Source organism: Mycobacterium simiae (genome assembly GCF_010727605.1).
GTDB lineage: Bacteria > Actinomycetota > Actinomycetes > Mycobacteriales > Mycobacteriaceae > Mycobacterium > Mycobacterium simiae.
Genome location: NZ_AP022568.1, coordinates 1,567,497 through 1,589,961 on the forward strand (window position 1 = coordinate 1,567,497; position 22,465 = coordinate 1,589,961).

17 protein-coding genes and 1 pseudogene are annotated in these 22,465 nt (G+C 67.8%); 12 read left to right on the forward strand and 6 right to left on the reverse strand.

What is annotated here, in order from left to right:
• Window positions 1-89 precede the first annotated feature (89 nt).
• A complete protein-coding gene (locus tag G6N33_RS07110) occupies window positions 90-1,451 on the forward strand; it encodes a wax ester/triacylglycerol synthase domain-containing protein (protein WP_044509947.1) in 1,362 nt (453 codons plus the stop codon).
• Between the two features lie 41 nt (window positions 1,452-1,492).
• Entirely contained in the window at window positions 1,493-2,587 is a 1,095-nt protein-coding gene (gene otsB, locus G6N33_RS07115; protein ID WP_044509946.1) for a trehalose-phosphatase, read from the forward strand.
• On the opposite strand, the gene G6N33_RS07120 is transcribed toward otsB, so the two are convergent.
• Entirely contained in the window at window positions 2,584-3,456 is an 873-nt protein-coding gene (locus G6N33_RS07120; protein WP_044509945.1) for a MaoC/PaaZ C-terminal domain-containing protein, read from the reverse strand. The two genes, otsB and G6N33_RS07120, sit on opposite strands and share 4 nt — an antisense overlap.
• A 93-nt stretch (window positions 3,457-3,549) precedes the next feature.
• Between G6N33_RS07120 and G6N33_RS07125 the strand changes: the two genes are divergently transcribed.
• Genes G6N33_RS07125 through kasB form a run of 4 tightly spaced genes read left to right on the forward strand, consistent with a single transcriptional unit; the run spans window position 3,550 to window position 8,650 of the window.
• Window positions 3,550-4,257 carry a histidine phosphatase family protein gene (locus tag G6N33_RS07125; protein ID WP_044509944.1) on the forward strand — a complete coding sequence of 236 codons (708 nt, stop codon included), beginning with the start codon at window positions 3,550-3,552 and terminating at the stop codon, window positions 4,255-4,257.
• A gap of 19 nt (window positions 4,258-4,276) precedes the next feature.
• Window positions 4,277-6,295, forward strand: a complete 2,019-nt coding sequence (locus G6N33_RS07130) for an SDR family oxidoreductase (RefSeq protein WP_044509943.1) — start codon at window positions 4,277-4,279, stop codon at window positions 6,293-6,295.
• Window positions 6,292-7,347, forward strand: coding sequence for a nucleoside hydrolase (locus G6N33_RS07135; protein WP_044509942.1), 1,056 nt, complete (start codon window positions 6,292-6,294; stop codon window positions 7,345-7,347). Before G6N33_RS07130 ends, G6N33_RS07135 begins: the two co-directional genes overlap by 4 nt.
• Before the next feature lie 49 nt (window positions 7,348-7,396).
• On the forward strand, window positions 7,397-8,650 hold the full coding sequence (gene kasB, locus G6N33_RS07140) for a 3-oxoacyl-ACP synthase KasB (RefSeq protein WP_044509941.1): 1,254 nt from the start codon (window positions 7,397-7,399) through the stop codon (window positions 8,648-8,650).
• A gap of 6 nt (window positions 8,651-8,656) precedes the next feature.
• On the opposite strand, the gene G6N33_RS07145 is transcribed toward kasB, so the two are convergent.
• Both G6N33_RS07145 and G6N33_RS07150 read right to left on the reverse strand, forming a co-directional pair.
• The gene (locus tag G6N33_RS07145; protein ID WP_163771763.1) at window positions 8,657-10,243 is read right to left on the reverse strand and encodes a DNA polymerase Y family protein; all 1,587 of its coding nucleotides are present in this window, start codon (window positions 10,241-10,243) and stop codon (window positions 8,657-8,659) included.
• Window positions 10,244-10,927 carry a hypothetical protein gene (locus tag G6N33_RS07150; protein WP_044509940.1) on the reverse strand — a complete coding sequence of 228 codons (684 nt, stop codon included), beginning with the start codon at window positions 10,925-10,927 and terminating at the stop codon, window positions 10,244-10,246.
• A 108-nt stretch (window positions 10,928-11,035) separates the two neighbouring features.
• On the opposite strand from G6N33_RS07150, the gene G6N33_RS07155 reads away from it, so the two are divergent.
• Window positions 11,036-11,623 carry a hypothetical protein gene (locus G6N33_RS07155; RefSeq protein WP_408632766.1) on the forward strand — a complete coding sequence of 196 codons (588 nt, stop codon included), beginning with the start codon at window positions 11,036-11,038 and terminating at the stop codon, window positions 11,621-11,623.
• Window positions 11,624-11,630: 7 nt separating this feature from the next.
• On the opposite strand, the gene guaA is transcribed toward G6N33_RS07155, so the two are convergent.
• Together guaA and G6N33_RS07165 are read right to left on the reverse strand one after the other, a co-directional pair.
• Complete coding sequence (guaA, locus tag G6N33_RS07160; RefSeq protein WP_044509939.1) at window positions 11,631-13,199, reverse strand: glutamine-hydrolyzing GMP synthase; 1,569 nt, start codon at window positions 13,197-13,199, stop codon at window positions 11,631-11,633.
• A 277-nt stretch (window positions 13,200-13,476) separates the two neighbouring features.
• Window positions 13,477-14,115, reverse strand: coding sequence for a winged helix-turn-helix transcriptional regulator (locus G6N33_RS07165; RefSeq protein ID WP_044509938.1), 639 nt, complete (start codon window positions 14,113-14,115; stop codon window positions 13,477-13,479).
• A 79-nt stretch (window positions 14,116-14,194) separates the two neighbouring features.
• Here G6N33_RS07165 and G6N33_RS07170 point away from each other — a divergent pair, with 79 nt between their 5' ends.
• From G6N33_RS07170 to G6N33_RS07190, 5 genes and pseudogenes are all read left to right on the forward strand, one after another.
• Window positions 14,195-15,700: a DHA2 family efflux MFS transporter permease subunit gene (locus G6N33_RS07170; protein WP_044509937.1), complete on the forward strand. Its 1,506-nt coding sequence runs from the start codon at window positions 14,195-14,197 to the stop codon at window positions 15,698-15,700.
• The gene (locus G6N33_RS07175; protein WP_044509936.1) at window positions 15,697-16,488 is read left to right on the forward strand and encodes a class I SAM-dependent methyltransferase; all 792 of its coding nucleotides are present in this window, start codon (window positions 15,697-15,699) and stop codon (window positions 16,486-16,488) included. The genes G6N33_RS07170 and G6N33_RS07175 overlap by 4 nt, the downstream gene beginning before the upstream one ends.
• 36 nt (window positions 16,489-16,524) lie before the next feature.
• Window positions 16,525-17,331 (forward strand): annotated as a pseudogene (locus G6N33_RS07180) (beta-phosphoglucomutase family hydrolase).
• Window positions 17,328-19,703 carry a glycoside hydrolase family 65 protein gene (locus G6N33_RS07185; protein WP_044509934.1) on the forward strand — a complete coding sequence of 792 codons (2,376 nt, stop codon included), beginning with the start codon at window positions 17,328-17,330 and terminating at the stop codon, window positions 19,701-19,703. The pseudogene G6N33_RS07180 and the gene G6N33_RS07185 overlap by 4 nt, the downstream one beginning before the upstream one ends.
• Window positions 19,704-19,790: 87 nt before the next feature.
• Window positions 19,791-20,693 (forward strand): TauD/TfdA dioxygenase family protein, encoded by a 903-nt coding sequence (locus G6N33_RS07190; protein WP_044509933.1) that lies wholly within the window; start codon window positions 19,791-19,793, stop codon window positions 20,691-20,693.
• Window positions 20,694-20,705: 12 nt separating this feature from the next.
• Here G6N33_RS07190 and G6N33_RS07195 read toward each other — a convergent pair whose 3' ends face one another.
• The gene (locus G6N33_RS07195) at window positions 20,706-22,460 is read right to left on the reverse strand and encodes a GMC oxidoreductase (RefSeq protein WP_044509932.1); all 1,755 of its coding nucleotides are present in this window, start codon (window positions 22,458-22,460) and stop codon (window positions 20,706-20,708) included.
• Between the last annotated feature and the right edge of the window lie 5 nt (window positions 22,461-22,465).

The window sequence follows — 22,465 nt, forward strand, 5'->3', positions numbered from 1 at the left end:
TAAACACAGTCTTAACGGACTAGGACCTACCGCGATCGCACCGCCGCGACAGATACTGGTACGGAGCCGACGACGGGCGGGAACTGCAGATGGTACAGCTGACAGCGGCACTGGATACGGGCTGGCGCGCGGCGGCGGATCCCGATCGGCAGGCGAGCATGGTGACCGGTGCGGTCGCCATCGTCGACGGCCCGACCCCCAACTTCGGTCGACTCAAAGACCTTTTGGCAGAACGCATTATCGCGATACCACGATGCACGCAGGTGTTGCACACGCACCCGCTCAGCGGCGCCGGGCAGTGGGCCGACGACCCGGAGTTCGACCTCACCCATCACCTGCATCGGGTCGCGGTTGCCCACCCCGGTGCCGAAGCCGACCTGTCCCGGGTGATCGCCCACGCCCTGGAACGGCCCCTGGACTCGGACCGACCGCCGTGGGAATGCTGGGTCGTCGAGGGGCTGAGGGGTAAGTGGGCGATCCTGGTCAAGGTCCACTACCTCCTCGCCGAGACCATCCCGGCGGCGCATCTGTTGACCCGGCTTTGCGATGACGCCGACGCCGGGATGTTTGCCAATCCGTCTGTCCCCCAACCTGATCCGGCACCAGCACGCAAGCGGGGCTGGGCCGATGCGCTGGAGCTGGCCCTGGAGTCGGCCCTGGCGGTCACCAATAACCTGACCGACAGCGTCTGGTCGGCGGCGCGGATGTCGTCGACCGCCCCGGTGGTCACGATGCGCCGCTACGGCACCGTGCGTGTTCCGCTGGCCGCGGTGGACGCGGTGTGCGGCAAGTTCCGGGTGACCACCAACGACGTCGCGCTCGCCGCGATTACCGAGGGTTTCCGGGCGATGCTGCTGCATCGCGGCGAACAGCCCCGGCCGAGCTCGGTGCGCACCCTGGACAGGGCCGACGACATTGCGGGAAAGCTGCCCTACCTCCCCGTCGAACACGCCGACCCGGTTCAGCGGCTGCGGATCGTGCACAGCAGCCTGAACAAACCGGCCGTCCAGAACAGCAGCATCGTCGATCTGGCCACCGGCTTGGTGCCGGTTGCCCTGTGCGTCAAGATGTTTCATCTGGTGCTGAGCCGGTTGCCGCAGCCCGGCGTGGTGATGCTGGCGACCAACACCCCCGGCCCGCGACACCGGTTGGCGCTGATGGGCGCCACGGTGGAACGCCTGCTGCCGATCCCGCCGACGGCCTCGCAGCTGCCCAGCGGAGTCGCGGTGCTCAGCTACGGCGACGAGCTGATTTTTGGGATCACCGCCGAATACGACGCGGCGCCGGAACTCCAGCAGGTCGCCGCTGGAATCGAACGGGAGATGGCGCGTTTGACGGCGCTCAGCCAGGACTCCGTCCTGTTGTTCAGCAGCGATCGCCGCAAGCGCCGGGCCGGCGCGCAGCCGCGCGGCGTGCCGCCGACCCATCCGACCGCGCGAGCCCGGCACTGACCCGGCCCGGACGGGGACACCCACCGTGAGAAGGTGGATTCGTGCCCAACCCGGAGCCGCTGACCATCGACCCGCGCCGTCACGACGCGGTGCTGTTCGATCCCGCACTGGCCATTCCGGCCGCGTTGGTCGCGCAATTGCGCGACGCCGGTGTCGCCGCGGGCACCTTCGCTCCGGCCGACGACATGACTGGCATTCGGACCGGACGCTGCGTCGTCGTGGCCGCCAGCGAGGCGACAGCCGCGGCCGCTCGCGATAGTGGGTTCGCGTTGGTGATCGACGCGCAGCATCTCGGCGACGTCACCGTCCGCACCGGCGACCGGCGCATGTCCCAGCTCGCCGACGCAACCCAGCTGCTCGACGGCGACCTGGACACCAGACACCCGGCGGTGTTCTTCGACTTCGACGGCACGCTGTCGGACATCGTCGACGATCCGGACGCGGCGCACCTGGTCGCCGGGGCCGGGGCGGCGCTGCAGCGGCTGGCCGCCCGCTGTCCGGTGGCAATCCTGTCCGGCCGCGACCTGGCCGACGTGACGACGCGGGTCGGGCTGCCGGGCATCTGGTACGCCGGCAGCCACGGATTCGAACTGACCGCTCCCGATGGAACCCACCACCAGAACGAGGCCGCGTCCGCGGCGGTGCCGGTGCTGGCGCAGGCGGCCGCCCAGCTGCGCGACCGGCTCGGCGCCATTCCCGGAGTCGTGGTGGAGCACAAGCGTTTTGGCGTTGCGGTGCACTACCGCAATGCGGCGCGCGACCGCGTCGGTGAGGTGGCGGCCGCCGTGCGCGCCGCGGGCCGTCGCGACGCGCTGCGGGTGACCACCGGCCGCGAGGTCATCGAACTGCGCCCCGACGTCGACTGGGACAAGGGCAAAACCCTGCGCTGGGTGATCGATCATTTGGCCGGCGCAGCGGAGCTGACCCCGGTCTACCTTGGCGACGACATCACCGACGAGGACGCGTTCGACGCGGTGCGCCTGCCGCGCCGAGGCGCGGATGCGGGCATTCCGATCCTGGTGCGGCACGACGACGACGGCGACCGGGCAACCGCCGCGGTCTACGCGCTGGACAGCCCGGCCCGCGTCGCCGAATTCGTCGACCGGCTGGCCCGGCAGCTGGCCGAGGCCGGCTAGCTCTCGGTGTACTCCACCGCACCGTCGTCGAGCACGACTCGCGGCTCGGCGCCGTCGGCTCCGGAAGCTTCGGTGCGAAACACTGCCCTGCCCGGCTCGGTACGCCAGATCAACGTCGTCAACGTCTCACCGGGGAACACCGGCGAGGTGAAGCGCGAGTCGATCGAGACGATGTTGGCCGCCACCCCCTTGCCGAGCTCGGCGACCAGCGCACGGCCGGACACCCCGTAGGTGCACAGGCCGTGCAGGATCGGCTTGGGAAAACCGGCCAGCTCGCGGGCGAACCACGGGTCGCTGTGCAGCGGGTTGCGGTCCCCGGAGAGCCGGTAGATCAGCGCCTGATCCTCGCGGGTGGGCAGCGCGATCCGAGCGTCGGGCTCGCGGTCGGGGAATTCCGGCGCGATGGGACGCTGCCCCGGCTGCCCGCCGAACCCGCCCTCGCCGCGCAGCACCAGCGTGGTCAGCGTCTCGGCGATCAGCTGGCCCGAATCCGGGTCGGTGCCGCGGCCGCGCAGCATGACGATCGCGTTCTTACCCTCCCCCTTGTCCTGCAGATCGGCGACCTCGGTGACCACGGACAGCTTGCCCGCCGGCGGCAGCGGCGCGTGCAGCCGGATGCCTTGCGAACCGTGTAACAGCATGGCCCAGTTGAACTTTCCGATCTTGCCGGCCGCACCGAAAGCCGGGCAGCAGATCACGGCGTAGGTGGGTAGGACCTGCTGGGAGATGTCGTGGCTGTTCTCGGTGGTGAACGACAAGTCTTCGAGCCCCGCCCCGACACCGAGGGCGTACAGCATGGTGTCCCGATCGGTCCACTCGAACAACATCGGCTCGGTCACTGCGCCGATGGCAGTCGGGTCAATCGCCATACGAGTCTCCTCAATCTTGAAGAATCAAGCTTTTCTGCACCCAACCATTGCAAACCCTTCCCCCGGGGGCGCCCGGCAGGGCAGGCTATCGCCATGGGGACGCGCAAGGTCGGAAATGCCTCGAAGTTGGTGGCCATACTCGCCGCAACACTCGTCGTCGGTGCCTGCGGCGGTTCGACACAGGCACGCTCGATCACGGTGACCTTCATCCGCAACGCCCAGACTCAAGCCGAAGCCGACGGCGTGATCAATACCGACCCGCCCGGCCCCGGACTCACCGCCGAGGGCAAGGGCCAGGCCCAGCAGGTGGCGCACCAGAGCGGCCGCAACGACTTCGACGCCGTCTACGCCTCCGCGATGGCCGAGGCCCAGCAGACCGCCGGACCGTTGGCCGGCGAGCTCGGCAAACAGGTCGAGATCCTCAACGGCGTGCAATCGCTGAACGCCGGCTGGTACAACGGCAAACCGGAACCGATGTCGGGCGCAACATACCTGCTGGCGCCGGTGGATTGGATCAACGGCGACGTCGGCAACAGCATCCCGGGCTCGATCAGCGGCAAACAGTTCAACGACCAGTTCACCGCCGCTGTCAACAAGATCTACGGCAGCGGCCACAGCAAGCCGGTGGTGTTCTCCCAGGGCGCCGCGATCATGACGTGGACCCTGATGAACACCAAGAACGGCAAGACGAGCCTGCTGACCAGCCATCCGCTGCCCAACATCGGCCGCGTGGTGGTGACCGGCAACCCGACCAACGGGTGGACGCTGGTCGACTGGGACGGGATCCGCAACTTCAGCTGAACCCCGCTACCATGGCTCCATGCGGTATATCGTTACCGGCGGTACCGGGTTTATTGGGCGCCGCGTCGTATCCCGGTTGTTGAACACCTGGCCCGATGCGCAGGTCTGGGTCCTGGTCCGGCGGCAGTCACTGGGGCGCTTCGAACGTCTTGCCGCCGAGTGGGGGGAACGGGCCAAACCGCTGGTCGGCGATCTGGTCGGGCTGGAGCTGACCGACGAGGCGCTCGCCGAGCTGGGCCGGGTCGACCATCTGGTGCACTGCGCGGCGATCTACGACGTCACCGCCGGCGAGGCCGAGCAGCGGGCGGCGAACGTCGAGGGCACCCGCGCGGTCGTCGCGCTGGCGCAGCGGGTGGACGCGACGGTCCACCACGTGTCGTCGATCGCCGTGGCCGGCGACTTCCGGGGCGAATACACCGAAGACGATTTCGACGTCGGCCAGCGGCTGCCCACCGCGTACCACCAGACCAAGTTCGAGGCCGAACTGCTGGTGCGGTCCACACCCGGGTTGCGCTACCGGATCTACCGCCCGGCGGTGGTGGTCGGCGACTCGCGCACCGGCGAGATGGACAAGATCGACGGCCCGTATTACTTCTTCGGCATCCTGGCCAAGCTGGCGATGCTGCCGTCGTTGACTCCGATCCTGCTGCCCGACACCGGCCGGACCAACATCGTCCCGGTCGACTACGTGGTCGACGCGCTGGTCGAGTTGATGCACTCCGACGGCCGCGATGGTCAGACGTTCCATCTGACTTCGCCGCAAACCATTGGGCTGCGCGGTATTTACCGCGGGGTGGCCAAGACGGCCGGGCTGCCCGCGCTGCGCGGGTCGCTGCCGCGGGCGGTAGCCGCCCCGGTGCTGAAGGTCCGCGGGCGGGCCAGGGTGCTGCGCGACATGGCGGCCATCCAGTTGGGGATTCCCGCCGAGGTTCTGGACTTGGTGGACCTGGCGCCGACGTTCGTCAGCGACAACACCCGGGAAGCCTTGCGCGGCACCGGTATCGAGGTTCCCGAGTTCGCCACTTACGCACCCAAGCTGTGGCGGTACTGGGCCGAGCAGCTCGACCCCGACCGGGCTCGCCGCGACGATCCGGCCGGCGCCCTGCGGGGCAGGCACGTGATCATCACCGGCGCCTCCAGCGGGATCGGACGGGCCTCGGCGATCGCGGTCGCCGAGCGGGGCGCAACCGTTTTCGCCCTGGCGCGCAACGGCTGTGCGCTCGACGAGCTGGTCGCCGAGATCCGCGCCAATGGCGGTCAGGCCCACGCCTTCACGTGCGACGTCACCGACTCGGTGTCGGTGGAGCACACCATCAAAGACATCCTGGGCCGCTTTGACCACGTCGACTACCTGGTGAACAACGCCGGGCGTTCGATTCGGCGCTCGGTGATCAACTCCACCGACCGGTTGCACGACTACGAGCGGGTGATGGCGGTCAATTACTTCGGCGCGGTGCGGATGGTGCTGGCGTTGCTGCCGCACTGGCGGGAGCGCCGGTTCGGTCACGTCGTCAACGTGTCCAGCGCGGGGGTGCTGGCCCGCAATCCGAAATACAGCTCGTATCTGCCGACCAAGGCGGCGCTGGACGCGTTCTCCGACGTGGTGGCCTCCGAGATGCTGTCCGACCACATCACGTTCACCAATATCCACATGCCGCTGGTCAAGACGCCGATGATTGCGCCGTCACAACGGCTCAACCCGGTCGCACCGATCAGCCCCGAACGGGCGGCGGCCATGGTGGTGCGCGGCTTGGTCGAGAAGCCGGCTCGCATCGACACCCCGCTGGGCACGCTCGCCGAGGCCGGCAACTACCTGTTGCCCAAGACGTCGCGGCGAATTCTGCATCAGGTGTATCTCGGCTACCCCGATTCCGCGGCTGCGTTGGGTGTGGTGCCGGCGGAGACCCAAAATGACGCCGCGGCAGCGCCGGTACCGGTCCCCAGACGGCCCAAACGCCCGGTCCGAGCCGTCGGCCGCATCGCAGTGCCCCGGCCGGTCCGGAAGGCGGTCCGGTTGGTGCCCGGGATTCATTGGTGACGACGGGCGCCGGTCGTAAGGCACCGGTCTTCATCGACGTCGATACCGGTGTCGATGACGCGTTGGCCCTGATCTACCTGCTGGCCAGCCCGGACGCAGATTTGGTCGGCATCGCCTCGACCGGTGGAAACGTTGGCGTACAACAGGTTTGCGCCAACAACTTGGGTCTGCTCGAACTGTGCCACGCCACCGGCATCCCGGTGTCGAAGGGAAGCGAGGAGACGCTGACCGGCCCGCTGCGGACCCCCTCGAAAGTGCACGGGCCGCGCGGCTTGGGGTATGCCGACCTGCCGCCCAGCGACATCGGGCTGACCGACTACGACTCGGCGACCGCCTGGGTGCGTGCCGCCCGCGCGTTGCCCGGTGAGCTGATCGGCTTGGCGACCGGCCCGTTGACCAACCTGGCGTTGGCGCTGTGCTTGGAGCCCGCGCTGCCAACGTTGTTACGCCGGCTGGTGATCATGGGCGGGTCCTACGACCACGTCGGTAACACCACCGCGGTGGCGGAATGGAACATCAGCGTCGATCCCGAGGCCGCCGATCGGGTTTTCCAGGCATGGTCGGCAGAAACCCTTGAACCACAACAACTTCCAATTTTGTGCGGCCTGGACCTGACGCGCACCGTCGCGATCACACCGGAGATCCTGGCCAGGTTGGCCGCCGCGGCGGAATCGACGACGACCATGATGAGCGCGCAGGACGAACGCGGAACCCGATCGACGGCGTCCAACCCGGTGATCCGGGTGATCGAAGACGCGCTGCGGTTTTATCTGGAAGGCTATTGCGACAACGGCCATGGCTATCTCGCGCACCTGCACGACCCGTTGGCGGCGGCAATCGCACTGGACCCCGAGCTCGTCGCGACCCGGATGGGGCGGGTGGAGGTCGAGCTGGCCGGGACCCTGACCCGCGGGATGACGGTGACCGACTGGTCCGGGCGCCGAGAACCAAACGCGCGCATCGGTGTTCGCGTCGACGCCGGGGCGTTTTTTGATCGGTTCATCGAACGTGTGGGACCATTCGCACGGCGGGTCGCCGGGGCTGTGGAATAGTGGCGTAACGGGGCGAGGTTTGCGTTAGTCAGCAGGAAGGACCTTCGCAATGACAGAGCTGGTTACGGGGAAAGCACTTCCGAATGTCGTGGTCACCGGCATTGCGATGACGACTGCGCTGGCAACGGATGCGGAGAGCACTTGGAAGTTATTGCTGGACAGGCAAAGCGGAATCCGTCATCTGCATGACTCGTTCGTCGAACACTATGACCTGCCGGTGCGCATCGGCGGGCACCTGCTGGAAGATTTCGACCAAGGGCTGACCCGGGCCGAGCGGCACCGGATGGGGTGGCTGCAGAAGATCGCCACCGTCTTGAGTCGTCGCGTCTGGGAGAATGCCGGTTCGCCGGACGTGGACCCCAACCGGCTACTGGTCTCCGTCGGCACCGGCTTGGGTTCGGCCGAGCAGATCGTGTTCAGCTACGACGATCTGCGCGCACGCGGCAAGAACGCCGTCTCTCCGCTGGCGGTGTCGAAGTACATGCCCGACGGGCCCGCCCTGGCGATCGGGCTGGAACGTCGCGCCCGGGCCGGCGTGATCACACCGATATCGGCGTGCGCGTCCGGTTCGGAGGGCATTGCGCAGGCCTGGCGCAACATCGTGCTGGGCGAGGCCGACGTCGCCATCTGCGGCGGCGTGGAGGTGCGGATCGAGGCGGTGGCCATCGCGGCGTTCGCCCAGATGCGCATCGTGATGTCGACCAAGAACGACGACCCGGCCGGCGCATGCCGCCCGTTCGACAGGGACCGGACCGGCTTTGTGTTCGGCGAGGCCGGCGCGCTGATGGTGATCGAGACCGAGGAGCACGCCAAGGCCCGTGGCGCCAACATTTTGGCCCGCATCATGGGCGCAAGCATCACCTCGGACGGCTTCCACATGGTGGCGCCGGACCCCAACGGCGCACGCGCGGGGCATGCGATGAGCCGGGCGATTCAGCTGGCGGGGCTCACGCCCGACGACATCGACCACGTCAACGCCCACGCCACCGGCACCTCGGTGGGCGACCTGGCTGAGGCCAAGGCCATCAACAACGCGCTGGGCAGCAACAAGGCGGCGGTGTACGCCCCCAAAGCGGCGCTGGGCCACTCGGTGGGCGCGGTCGGCGCGGTGGAGTCGATCCTGACCGTGCTGGCACTGCGGGACCAGGTGATCCCGCCGACGCTGAACCTGGAAAACCTCGATCCCCAGATCGACCTGGATGTGGTGGCGGGTCAGCCACGACCCGGTAACTACCGCTACGCGATCAACAACTCGTTCGGGTTCGGTGGCCACAACGTCGCGGTGGCGTTCGGCCGGTACTAAGCAGCCTCACTCGTAGCTTCCTTCCAAATACCACCTCCTTTGCCGATAGCACAGCAACAGCGCACGCTCGCTTTCCAGCAGCACCTGAGCACGGGCGGTGCGACCTCCCCCGTGACCGGGCTGCGGCCGGTCATCCCACCATCGCTCGTCGACCGGCCACGGTCCGGTCCACCAGCGCAGCGGGTCGCGCTGGCCGCGGACGACCAGCCGTGCGGGATCGGCGGAGAACATTCCCCGGACGGTTACCCGTACCGGATTACCCTGCGCGTCAAGCAATTCCACTGGATCGTCGAGCAGTACCGCCGGTGCCGGGTCCGGCAGCTGACCGGGCCACGGCAACCCCGGGTCGGCATGCGGCACCGGCTCGTCACCCAGCGGGGTCAGCGTGATGCGTTCGGCCGGGCCGCGACCGCCGGACAGCACCGGTACCCGCACCGCTTCCGGGCCAAGCAGGCCTTGTACTCGCACCAGCGCGCGGCGCGCCCGCAGCCTGTCCTCTTCGCCGAGGCCACCCCATAGCGGCAGCTGCAGCGCCTCGGCGGAGACCACCTCCACCGCCCGCAGCCGCAGCGAGGTCACCGGGGCGGTGGGCCGGGCACGACCGGTCCGGCTGCTCAACCACCCATCCAGTTGCCAGCGCACCCGATCGGCGGTGGCGTCCTCGGTCAACGGCTCCGCGCATCGCCACACCCGGTTCAGTTCTTCGCCGTTGGCGGTGACGGCGTGGATGGACAGCCGGGTGCATCCCACGCCGGCGGCCATCAACATCTGATGCAGCGTGCCGGCCAGCGAGCGCCCGGCGAAGGCGGCCGCGTCGACCCGGTCGATCGGCGGATCGCAATCCAGCACCGCCTCGAGTTCGGGCGGCGGTTCCCGCCCGGCGGGTCCCCGCCCGGGTTCACCGCGGGCGAGCCGGTGCGCGCTGACCCCATCCGCGCCGAATCGGGACGCCACGTCGGTCGAGGACAAGGCGGCGAACTGCCCGAGGGTACGAATCCCCAAGCGCCACAACAGGTCCGTGAGCTCTTCTCGTCCCGGGCTGGACAGGCTCGGCTCGGTGGCCAACTGCCGGATCGACAGCGCCGACAGGAACTTCGCATCTCCGCCCGCCGGGATGATACGACCCGCACGGGCGGCCAAGACGGCGGTGGGCAGCTGATCTGCGATCCCGACCTGGCACTCGGCACCGGCTACCGAACTCACAGACACCGCGTCGATCAACCGCTCGGCTGCCTGCTCCTCGGATCCGAAATAGCGGGCCGCTCCGCGCACCGGCAACACCAGGAGCCCGGGCCGCAGCACCTCGGCGCGGGGCACCAGATCGTCGACCGCCGTAATCACCCCTTCGAAAAAGCGGGCGTCGCGGTCGGCGTCGGCGGTGGCCACGTGCAGTTGTGGGCACCTTGCCGCCGCCTCCCGGCGTCGCAGTCCCCGCCGCACCCCGGCCGCCCGGGCCGCGGCGGAGCAGGCGATCACTCGGTTGGCCAGCGTGACCGCGATCGGATCGGTCACGGACAGGCCCGCCGCTACCGCCGCCGCGACCGCGGGCCAATCCATGCACCAGACGGCCAGCACCCGCGAAGACATCCGAATTCACCCGGTTCGCGTCCGGCCGATCACCCGTCTTCCCGCACACACCCCGCTGACCTGCAACCGCACTCCGCTGATGCGTCCGAATCCGCAGACCGGGGTGCCCCGGTTACCGGCCGTGATGTCGTAGCCGCAGACCCGGGCCTCCAACCGGGTCGGCGCCCCCTGCCAGTCGCCGTCGGTGACCAGCAAGGTGCAGCCCTTGGTGCGGGCCCTCGCCACCACCGCCCGCGCCCGGGTCAGCGATACCCGGCGGCCGCCCAGGCCGAGCACCACTAGATCCATGCCGTCGATGAGTACCGCGGCGACCTCCACCGGGTCGGTGCCGGGATCCGGTATCACCGCGAGCCGGCTCAGATCCGCTCCCATCTCCACCGCGGCCAGCAGCCCCATCTCCGGCTGGCCGACGATGGCCGCGTTTCCGCCAGCCGCCGTGACAGCGGCGACCATGCTCAGCAGCAGCGACCGCGCTCCAGACAGCACCGCCACCGTCCCCCGGGGCAACGGGACGGGAAGCGCCTCGGCCAACCAGGCCGGGATCGGCAGTTGAGATTCCGATTCCGGCAACAACTCATCACAGCGGGCTACGACCGCCCCGGACGATTTCCCAGATAACACCGCGATCTGCCGGCGCAACGAGTCGAGCTGCTGAGCGCGATCCTGGCCGGAGGCGACAGCCGCCGTCATATAAGCCTCCTACCAGCGTTTACCCGACATTTTCGAATGTATGTTCGATTCATGTTGGAGTAAACACCCACCCTCCGACAACCGTCAAGAAACGTGAGAGGCTGTTTTATGCGATCGGTGCTGGTGGGGCTCCTGGTGCTTTTTTGTAGCGTCTGTCCGGCGTCGAGCAACGCCGACCCCTGCCATCCCGCGGAGCTCTTCGTCGCCGACAACACCGATCCCCTGTTCGAGCTGCAGGCCGACGCGACGATCGTCCGCACCGGCGTCGCGGTGACGGGGTCCACCCCGCTCGACGGCGTGTACTGGTCCGGCGCACTGCAGCGACTCGACTTCGAGCGGTCGCGCGAATTTCATCTGTGCAGCACCGACGCATCCGCCCTGCACCGCGCCGGCGAAGCGCTGCGCAGCCAGTTCGACCAGCAATCCGTGTTGTCCTTCGACTACCAGGGGCCGGATTCCAACGCGGTTCTCATCACCGTCCCCGATGTCGACATCGCGCGCCTCGGTGATGCGCTGACCGCCGACCCGACGGCCCGCACCCGACTGCGCGGCGGATCGGTCACCGCGACCGACCACACCCTGATTCTGGTCGCCAAGCGAGGTGATCGCGAACTCGCCCGAGCGTTGATCAGTGCGGCCGGCGGCAACTGGGATGCGGCCGAGATCCTCGATGGCACAAGTGAATTCGTAGAGTAGCTGAAAGCTATTCCCACTCGATGGTGCCGGGCGGCTTGCTGGTGATGTCCAGCACCACGCGGTTGACTTCGCGTACCTCGTTGGTGATGCGGGTCGAGATGCGTTCCAGCACCTCGTAGGGCACCCTGGTCCAGTCGGCGGTCATCGCGTCCTCGCTGGACACCGGCCGCAGCACGATCGGATGCCCGTAGGTGCGGCCGTCGCCCTGCACACCGACCGAACGCACCTCGCCCAGCAACACCACCGGGCACTGCCAGATCATGTTGTCCAGGCCGGCGGCGGTGAGTTCCTCGCGGGCGATCGAGTCGGCGCGCCGCAACGTGTCCAGCCGTGCCGCGGTGACCTCCCCGACGATCCGGATGCCCAAGCCCGGACCCGGAAATGGTTGCCGCGCAACAATTTCCTCCGGCAGCCCCAACTCCCGCCCGACCGCGCGCACCTCGTCCTTGAACAACAGCCGCAGCGGCTCGACGAGCTTGAACTTCAAATCGTCGGGCAGACCACCGACGTTGTGGTGACTCTTGATGTTCGCGGTTCCGCTGCCCCCGCCGGATTCCACCACGTCCGGATACAGCGTGCCCTGCACCAGGAATTCGACTTGTTTATCAGAGGACCCGGTGTCGCTCAAGATGTCTCGCACCGCGCCTTCGAAGGCCCGGATGAACTGACGGCCGATGATCTTGCGCTTGCCTTCCGGATTGGTCACCCCGGACAGCGCCTGCAGGAACGTGTCGGCCGCGTCGACGGTAACCAGGTTGGCGCCGGTGGCGGCCACGAAATCGCGCTGCACCTGCGCCCGCTCACCGGCGCGCAGCAGTCCGTGGTCGACGAACACGCAGGTCAGTCGGTCGCCGATGGCCCGCTGCACCAGCGCCGCGGCGACCGCGGAATCCACCCCGCCGGACAACCCGCAGATCGCGTGGCCGTCCCCGATCTGGGCGCGCACCTGCTCCACCAGCGCGTCGGCGATGTTGGCGGCCGTCCATTCGGCACCGAGACCGGCGAAGTCGTGCAGGAATCGGCTGAGCACCTGTTGCCCGTGCGGGCTGTGCATCACTTCCGGGTGATACTGCACCCCGGCCAGGCGCCGGGCCCGATTCTCGAAGCCGGCGACCGCCGCACCCGGGCTGCTGGCCACCACGTCGAACCCCTCGGGCGCCGCCGTGACGGCGTCACCGTGGCTCATCCAGACCGGCTGCGTCGCCGGCAGCCCCGAGTGCAGTTCGCCGCCAAGAACTTTCAACTCGGTGCGACCGAACTCGCTGGTGCCGGTGTGGGCGACCGTCCCGCCGAGGGCTTGGGCCATCGCCTGAAATCCGTAGCAGATGCCGAACACCGGCACGTCGAGGTCGAACACGGCGGGGTCCAATTGCGGGGCCCCCTCGGTGTACACACTGGCCGGCCCGCCGGAAAGCACCAGCGCGATCGGATCCCGGGCCTTGATCTCTTCGATCGATGCGGTGTGCGGGATGACTTCGGAAAAGACCCGCGCTTCACGAACGCGGCGGGCGATCAACTGCGCGTACTGCGCGCCGAAGTCGACCACCAATACGGGGCGCGGCGAGGGTGCTTCCACGGCAGCCAGCTTAGTGGCTGGCGATGGCTGCCCGGGCCGGGTCACACTTTGCCACGGTCACAACAGGTCGTTCGGCTGTGCGATGCCGAATCGGGTGTTGGCGTAGCGTTTCAGGGCCGACGAACTGAAGTATGCGTGCTGTACGCCCAGCACCTGGCCGTGAGCATGCCGTGCAGCGCTCCGGTCCAGCTACTTTCGGGCGATGTCCTGTGGACGTATCACGCCCCCGAGCTGTACGAGCTTCTCGTCGTCGAACCTCGAACCCCTGGACTGAGGCTCACAACGAAAACACCGCCCGCACGGCGTCGATGTCACGCTGGTGTCCGTCGAAGCCGACACGCCGCAGCGCCGCCTTGCGCCTGGCCTCACTTGTCGCCAAACGGGCGGTGACCAGATCTATCGCGCGGGCGGTGATCGTCACCGCGGGTTCGCCACGCGCACCGGCCAGACGACAGTGGGTAACCGCGAAGTCGAAGCGGCGGCCGTCGATCTCGGCCCGGACCGTCACCTCCAGGCCCGCCGCCTGCCCGGAATCGAAGCCGAGCAGGATGCCGGCGAGAAACCCGTTCAGCGGCGACGCGGGGCCGTCGCCGATCGGATCCAATCGATCCAGGCCGAACCATGCGACAGTTTGCAGGATGGGCAGCACTCGCCGCCAGCCCACGTCGCTGAGGGTGTAGACCGTTCGCGCGATCGGTGCCGGTAAATCGGTCCGTTCGACGAGCCCGTCGTCTTGCAGCTCCTTGAGTCGCTCGGCAAGCAAATTTGTTGCGATGCCGGGCAATTCGGCGCGTAGGTCGCCATAGCGGCGGGGCCCGCCAACCAGCTCGCGCAGGATCAGCAACGTCCACCGCTCCCCTAGGACGTCAAGTCCGCGCGCGATCGGGCAGTTCTGGTTGTAATTGCGGGTCCGCACGCGACCAAGCTACCAGCATCAGACGCTTTTTTCCATCTAGTACTTGATTTCTTTGTCTGTTGACTTTAGCGTCTCGTCTATGCATAAGACCGCGGCACTCGCCGTCATCTGCCTGGGCGTCTTCGTCATCAGCGTCGACGCCACCATCGTCAACGTCGCCCTGCCCACGTTGTCGCGAGAACTCGACGCCGACAACGCACAACTGCAGTGGATCGTCGATGCCTACACCCTGGTCATGTCCGGGCTACTGCTGTCGGCCGGCAGCCTCAGCGACCGGTATGGCAGACGAGGCTGGCTCAACTGCGGACTCGCCCTGTTCGCCATTACCTCAGCCCTTGCGGCGCAGTCGAATTCCGCGGACCAACTCATCGCCGCACGTGCCGCCATGGGGGTGGGTGCGGCGCTGATCTTCCCGACGACGCTGGGGTTGATCACCAACATCTTCACCGACCCGGTGCCCCGCGCCAAGGCGATAGGCGGCTGGGCGGCAATGGTCGGGGTCGGCGTGGCCGTGGGCCCGATCAGCGGCGGCTGGCTGCTCGAGCACTTCTGGTGGGGCGCGATCTTCATGGTGAACATTCCGATCGCGGTACTGGCCATCATCGGCGCCGCGCTTTTCGTACCGACATCCCGCGACCCGGCCGCCCCCCGTGTCGACCTACCCGGGCTGCTGCTGTCCGCCGCCGGTGTCACGGCGCTGGTCTACACCGTCATCGAGGCGCCGTCGTGGGGGTGGACTAGTACTCGCGCCGTCATCGGCTTCTCAACGGCCGCCGCCTTGCTGGCCGGATTCGCCTGGGTCGAGCAGCGCAGCTCGCACCCGATGCTGGATGTCGCGGTGTTCGCCAACCGCCGGTTCTCCGGCGGCAGCCTGGCGGTAACCGCCGGATTTTTGACGTTGTTCGGGTTCATCTTTGTGATCACCCAGTACTTCCAATTCATCAAGGAGTACAGCCCTTTTGACAGCGGCGTCCGATTACTGCCGGTGGCCCTATCGATCGCGGTGGCCAGCATCCTGGGCCCGCGGTTGGTAGAGCGGATCGGGACCACCGCCGTCGTCGCCGGCGGGTTGGCCGTGTTCGCGGCGGGGCTGGCATGGGCGTCGACGGCCGATGCGGCAACGCCGTACGAGCAGATCGCCACCCAGATGCTGTTGCTCGGCGGCGGCCTGGGTCTGACGTTTTCGCCGGCCACGGAGGCGATCATGGGATCGCTGCCCGCCGACAAGGCCGGGATCGGCTCCGCGGTCAACGACACCACGCGTGAGCTCGGCGGCACCCTGGGCGTCGCGATCGTGGGCAGCGTCTTCGCGTCGGTGTATTCCGCACAGCTCGCATCGGCGTCCGAGCTCGCCGCACTGCCGGCCGGCGTCAGCTCCGCGATGCGCAGCTCAATGGCGGTGGCGCACAAGGTTATCGAGCAGCTACCCGCCGAGCACGCCGGGAAAGTTCGCGACGCCGTCAACCACGCGTTCTTGGATGGCCTGCAAGTGGGGTCGCTGGTGTGCGCGGGCATCGCGCTGGGCGCGGCGATCGTGGTCGCAGCATTACTCCCGGCGCGTGAATTGGAAAGGCAGAGCGCATGACTCAGTACTCGACCGGCCTGTCACAGCCCCACATCGAGCAGGCATTGCGCGCGGCCGGAAAAGACCTCGCCCACCTGGTGCCCGCCGACCTGGCCATGCTCGAGGACTTCCACACCATGGGCCGCATCGCGACCAGCCAATTGATGGACCTTGCCGGAATCACCGAGGACAGCCGGGTGCTCGACGCGGGCAGTGGGATCGGCGGCACCGCGCGTTACGTCGCCGACCGCTTCGGCTGCACGGTCACCGCCGTCGACCTCACCGACGAATACTGCGAAACCCAGCGCTGGCTCAACCGGCTCGTCGGCCTGGACAACCGGATAACTGTCCATCAGGGCGACGTCACCGCACTCGGATTCGAGGCGGGCAGCTTCGACGTCGCCGTCAGCCAGCACGTTCAGATGAATGTCGCCGACAAACAACGCCTGTACTCCGAAGCCCACCGGGTACTGGTAACCGGCGGCCGACTCGCCCTGTGGGACATCGCTATTGGCGTACCGGGTGAACTCGACTATCCGGTACCGTGGGCGCAGACACCGGATCAGAGTCATCTGGTCAGCCCTGAGGAGCTGCGTCGTGTCGTCGAGTCGTCCGGTTTCGCTGTCGATGTCTGGAACGACCTGACCGACCAGGCGGGCGCGATCATGCAAGCCCTGCTGGCTCAGCCGGCCAACCCACTCGGCCTGCACACCTTCGTAGCCGACTTTGCACGCAAGGTCGAAAATCTGACCGCGGCGGTGGGGGATGGACGGCTGCGGGTCATTCAAGGCGTCGCCCGGGCGAGTTGAACATCACCGCCGTTTTCTGGCGGCATCCGACCAAGCATGGTGGAGTGGGTAGCGCCCGACTACTCCCGACAGTGAGGATCCTCTGTGCTGGGTCTGCCAGAGACGGTGCACGCTTGCCTGTTCGACCTCGACGGCGTGCTCACCGACACCGCAAGCGTGCACACCAAGGCCTGGAAGGCCATGTTCGACGCCTATTTGTCGCAGCGAGCCCAGCGCACCGGGGAGACGTTCGTGCCCTTCGATGCCGGTGCGGACTACCGGACTTACGTCGACGGCAAGAAACGCGAGGACGGGGTCCGGTCGTTTCTGCAGAGCCGAGGAATCGAACTGCCGGATGGCAATCCCGACGACTCCGGCGACCACGAAACCGTTTACGGGCTGGGCAACCGCAAGAACGACATGTTCCAGCAGGTCCTCGAGAAGGACGGGGTCGAGGTGTTCGACGGATCGCGGCGCTACTTGCAGGCCGCCTCGACGGCCGGCCTGGGCATCGCCGTGGTGTCGTCGAGCGCAAACACTCGCGAGGTGCTCGAGATCACCGGACTTGACCACTTCATCCAGCAGCGGGTGGACGGCGTGACCCTGCGGGAGGAGCACATCAAGGGCAAACCCGCCCCGGACTCCTATCTACGGGGCGCGCAGCTACTCGGCGTCGCACCCGCCGCGGCCGCGGTGTTCGAGGATGCGCTGTCGGGGGTGGCGGCCGGTCGTGCCGGCAACTTCGGTTACGTGGTGGGCGTCGATCGCGTGGGCCAGGCCGAGGATTTGCGCCGCCACGGCGCCGACATCGTGGTGACCGACCTCGCCGAACTGCTGGGCACTACAAACGAGGTGACGGCATGATCACCCAGGATGCGTTCCCGGTCGAACCGTGGGCGGTCCGTGAGACCCGACTGGACCTGAACCTGATCGCCCAGTCCGAGTCGATCTTCGCATTGTCCAACGGGCACATCGGGTTACGCGGCAACCTCGACGAAGGCGAGCCGCACGGCCTGCCCGGCACCTACCTCAACTCGTTCTACGAGATCCGTCCGTTGCCCTATGCCGAGGCTGGTTACGGCTACCCGGAGGCCGGCCAGACCGTCGTCGACGTCACCAACGGCAAGATCATCCGCCTGTTCGTCGAGGACGAGCCCTTCGACGTGCGGTACGGCAAGCTCATCTCGCACGAGCGGTGCCTGGACCTCAAAGCCGGGACGCTGGTGCGCGACGCGCACTGGGCGTCCCCCGCCGGCAAGGAGGTCAAGGTGACCTCCACCCGGCTGGTCTCGCTGTCCCATCGCAGCGTCGCCGCCATCGAGTACGTCGTGGAAGCGGTCGGCGAATTCGTCCGTGTCACAGTGCAATCCGAACTGGTCACCAACGAGGACCAGCCGAGGACGTCGGCCGACCCGCGGGTGGCGGCCATCCTGGACAACCCGCTGGAGGCGGTCGACCACGAGGAGACCGAGTGCGGGGCGCTGCTGATGCATCGCACCCGGGCCAGCGCGTTGATGATGGCCGCCGGAATGGACCATGAAGTGGACGTGCCAGGGCGGGTCGAGATCAACACCGACGCCCGGGCCGACCTGGCCCGGACCACCGTGATCTGCGGCCTGCGGCCCGGCCAGAAACTGCGCTTGGTCAAATACCTGGCTTATGGCTGGTCCAGCCAGCGCTCGCGGCCAGCGCTGCGCGACCAGGTCGCCGCCGCGCTGCACAGCGCCAGATACAGCGGCTGGAAGGGGCTGCTGGAGTCGCAGCGCAAGTACCTCGACGACTTCTGGGACAACGCGGACGTCGAGGTCGAGGGCGACTCGGAATCCCAGCAAGCGGTGCGGTTCGGGCTGTTTCACCTGTTGCAGGCCAGCGCCCGGGCCGAGCGGCGCGCCATCCCGAGCAAGGGCCTCACCGGCACCGGATACGACGGCCACGCCTTCTGGGACACCGAGGGTTTCGTGCTTCCGGTGCTCACCTACACGCTGCCGCACGCGGTCGCCGATTCGCTGCGGTGGCGGGCCTCGACGATGGAGCTGGCGCGGGAGCGGGCGAGCGAGCTCGGCCTCAAAGGAATCAGCTTCCCGTGGCGCACCATTCGCGGCCAGGAGTGCTCCGGCTATTGGCCGGCCGGCACCGCGGCCTTCCACATCAACGCCGATATTGCGATGGCCTTCGAGCGCTACCGCGTCGTCACCGGTGACCAGTCGCTGGAAGAGGAGTGCGGCCTGCAGGTGCTGATCGAGACGGCCCGGCTGTGGATGTCGCTCGGGCACCATGACCGCCACGGTGTCTGGCACATCGACGGCGTCACCGGTCCCGACGAGTACACCGCGATCGTGCGCGACAACGTCTTCACCAACCTGATGGCCGCCCACAACCTGGTGGTCGCCGCGGATGCCTGCAATCGCCACCCGGAAAAGGCCGAGGCGTTCGGCGTCACCAACGAGGAGACGTCGTCCTGGCGCGACGCGGCCGACGCGGTCAACATCCCCTACGACGAGCAACTCGGTGTGCACCAGCAGTGCGAGGGCTTCACCAAGTTCGCGGAGTGGGACTTCGAGAACCGGCACAACTATCCGCTGCTGCTGCACGAGCCGTACGTGCGGCTCTACCCGGCGCAGGTGATCAAGCAGGCCGACCTGGTGCTGGCGATGCAGTGGCAAAGCCACGCCTTCACGCCCGAGCAGAAGGCCCGCAACGTGGACTACTACGAACGGCGCACGGTGCGCGACTCCTCGCTGTCGGCCTGCTGTCAGGCCGTGATGTGTGCGGAGGTCGGCCATTTGGAGCTGGCGCACGACTACGCCTACGAGGCCGCGCTGATCGACCTGCGCGACCTGCATTCCAACACCCGCGACGGATTGCACATGGCGTCGCTGGCCGGGGCGTGGATGGCGATCGTCGCGGGGTTCGGCGGGTTGCGCGACGACGAAGGCATCCTGGAAATCGATCCCGCCCTGCCCGACGGCATCTCGCGGCTGCGGTTCCGGGTGCGCTGGCGCGACTTCCGACTGATGGTCGACGCCAACCACACCGACGTCACCTACACCCTGACCGACGGCGCCGGCGGTGAGCTCAGCATCCGGCACGCGGGCGAGGAGGTCCTGCTCAAGACGGACGCGCCGACGACGTTCGCGGTTCGGCCGCGCAAGGCCCTGCTGCCGGCGCCGCCGCAACCGCCGGGCTGCGCGCCGACCCACCGGCACAAGCTCACCCAGCGCGCATCGGACCACTGACCGCGGGCCCTTGCCGCGCTGTAGACGTCCGACTACACTCGAGACCATAGTCAACTGACTACAAAACTTCGGGCAAGGACGACAGCCATGACAGACCAGATCACCGTGACCAAACTCGGCAGCCGCATCGGCGCCCGCATCGACGGGGTGCGCCTCGGCGGCGACCTCGCCCCGGGCGTCGTCGAAAAGATCCATCAGGCCCTGCTGACACACAAGGTCATCTTCTTCCGCGATCAGCACCACCTCGACGACCAGCAGCAGCTCGCCTTCGGCGGACTGCTCGGCACCCCCGTCGGGCACCCGGCGGCGTCGATGCTGGCCGCCGAGCACGCGCCGGTCATCACGCCGATCAACTCCGAGTACGGCACGGCCAACCGCTGGCACACCGACGTCACCTTCGCCGCGAACTACCCGGCGGCCTCGATCCTGCGCGCCGTCACCCTGCCCAGCTACGGCGGCTCGACGCTGTGGGCGTCGACCGCAGCGGCATATCAGGATCTGCCCGAGCCGCTGCAGTGCCTCGCCGAGAACCTCTGGGCGCTGCACAGCAACCGCTACGACTACGTGAGCACCGAGGCCGTCCGGGCGATGAGCGACGCGCAGCGGACATTCCGCCAAGCGTTCGAAAAGCAGGACTTCCAGACCGAGCACCCGGTGGTGCGGGTACACCCGGAGACTGGCGAGCGCACCCTGCTGGCCGGCGAGTTCGTGCGCAGCTTCGTCGGCTTGGACAGCCACGAATCGAGCACCCTGCTGGAATTGTTGCAGCGGCGAATCACCAAGCCGGAGAACACTATTCGCTGGAATTGGGAGGCAGGCGACGTGGCCATCTGGGACAACCGCGCCACCCAGCACCGGGCGATCGACGACTACGACGGGCAGCCGCGGCTGATGCACCGGGTCACCCTGATGGGCGACGTGCCGGTCAACGTGCACGGCGAACGCAGCCGGGTGGTCAGCGGCGCGCCCCTCGAGGTGATCGCCAGCTAGCGCCGGCGCTCGTCAACTGGCGTCCGCCGTCGAGTTGATGTGGTTGATCGGCAACCAGCGCAGCGCGCCCGGCGCCTCCGCCGGCACCACCGGGTGGTGCGGGGGGATCGGCTCCAGCCGGCGATACTCGTCGCCCTGCAGCGGCCGCTGATCGACCTCGCCCTTGTTCGGCCACAGCGAGGCCGCGCGCTCGGCCTGCGCGGTGATGGACAGCGACGGGTTGACACCCAAGTTTGCCGAGATCGCGGCGCCATCCACGACCAGCAGCGAGGGATAACCGTAGACCCGATGGTAGGGGTCGATCACCCCGCGCTCGGGGCTGTCACCGATCACCGCGCCGCCCAGGAAGTGGGCGGTCAGCGGGATATTGAACAGCTCGCCCCAGGTGCCACCCGCGACGCCGTCGATCTTGGCGGCGATGCGGCGGGTGACCTCGTTGCCGACCGGGATCCACGACGGGTTCGGCTGGCCGTGGCCCTGCTTGCTGGAGTACCAGCGGATGCCCAGCCTGCCGCGCTTGGTGAAGGTGGTGATCGAGTTGTCCAGGTGCTGCATGACCAGCGCGATCATGGTCCGCTCGCTCCACTGCCGGGGATTGAGCAGCCGCAGCATCTTGCGCGGGTCCTCGCCGGCGGCGTCGAGCAGTTGCCGCCAGCGGGGCACATAGTTCTCATCGGGGCCTTCGGGCCCTGGTCCGTCGGTCATCAATGTCTGCAGCAGGCCCATCGCGTTCGAGCCTTTGCCGTAGCGCACCGGTTCGATGTGGGTGTCCGCCGTCGGATGGATCGACGACGTGATCGCCACGCCGTGCGTGAGGTTCAGATCCGGCGAAACCTCCAGCCGTCCCGCACCGACGATTGACTCCGAGTTGGTGCGGGTGAGCACGCCCAGCCGCTGCGACAGCCGCGGCAGCTTGCCCTTGTCGCGCATCTTGAACAGCAGATGCTGCGTGCCCCACGTACCGGCGGCCAGGATGAGATACGACGCGGTGAAGGTGCGCCGGTCGCGGCGCACCCAGCTGCCGGTGCGCACGGTGCGCACCTGCCACAGCCCGTCCGGGCGCTGCTCGAAACCCTTGACTGTTGTCATCGGAATCACTTGCGCCCCGGCAGATTCGGCGAGGCCCAGGTAGTTCTTCAGCAGGGTGTTCTTGGCACCGTAGCGGCACCCGGTCATGCAGCAGCCGCATTCCAAGCAGCCGGTGCGCTCCGGCCCGACGCCGCCGAAGTACGGGTCGGGCACCTTCTTCCCCGGCGTCTTGGCCCCGTCCGGACCGAAGAACACCCCGACCGGGGTGGGCACGAAGGTGTCGCCGCACCCCATTTCGTCGGCAACTTCCTTGATGATGCGATCGGCGTCGGTGAAGGTCGGATTCGTGACCACACCCAGCATTCGCTTGGCCTGCTCATAGTGCGGCATCAGCTCCGAACGCCAGTCGGTAATGCCCGCCCACTGCGAGTCGGCGAAGAACGGCTCCGGCGGCACGTAGAGCGTGTTCGCGTAGTTCAGCGATCCGCCGCCCACCCCGGCGCCGGCCAAAATCAACACGTCGCGCAGGGGATGGATGCGCTGGATGCCGTAGCAGCCCAACCTGGGCGCCCACAGAAACTTGCGCAAATTCCACGACGTCTTCGCAAAATCTTCGTCGGCAAAGCGCCGACCGGCCTCCAGTACGCCTACGCGATAACCCTTTTCGGTCAACCGCAGCGCACTGACACTGCCCCCGAACCCCGAACCAATGATCAGGACGTCGAAATCTGGCTTCATCCCCA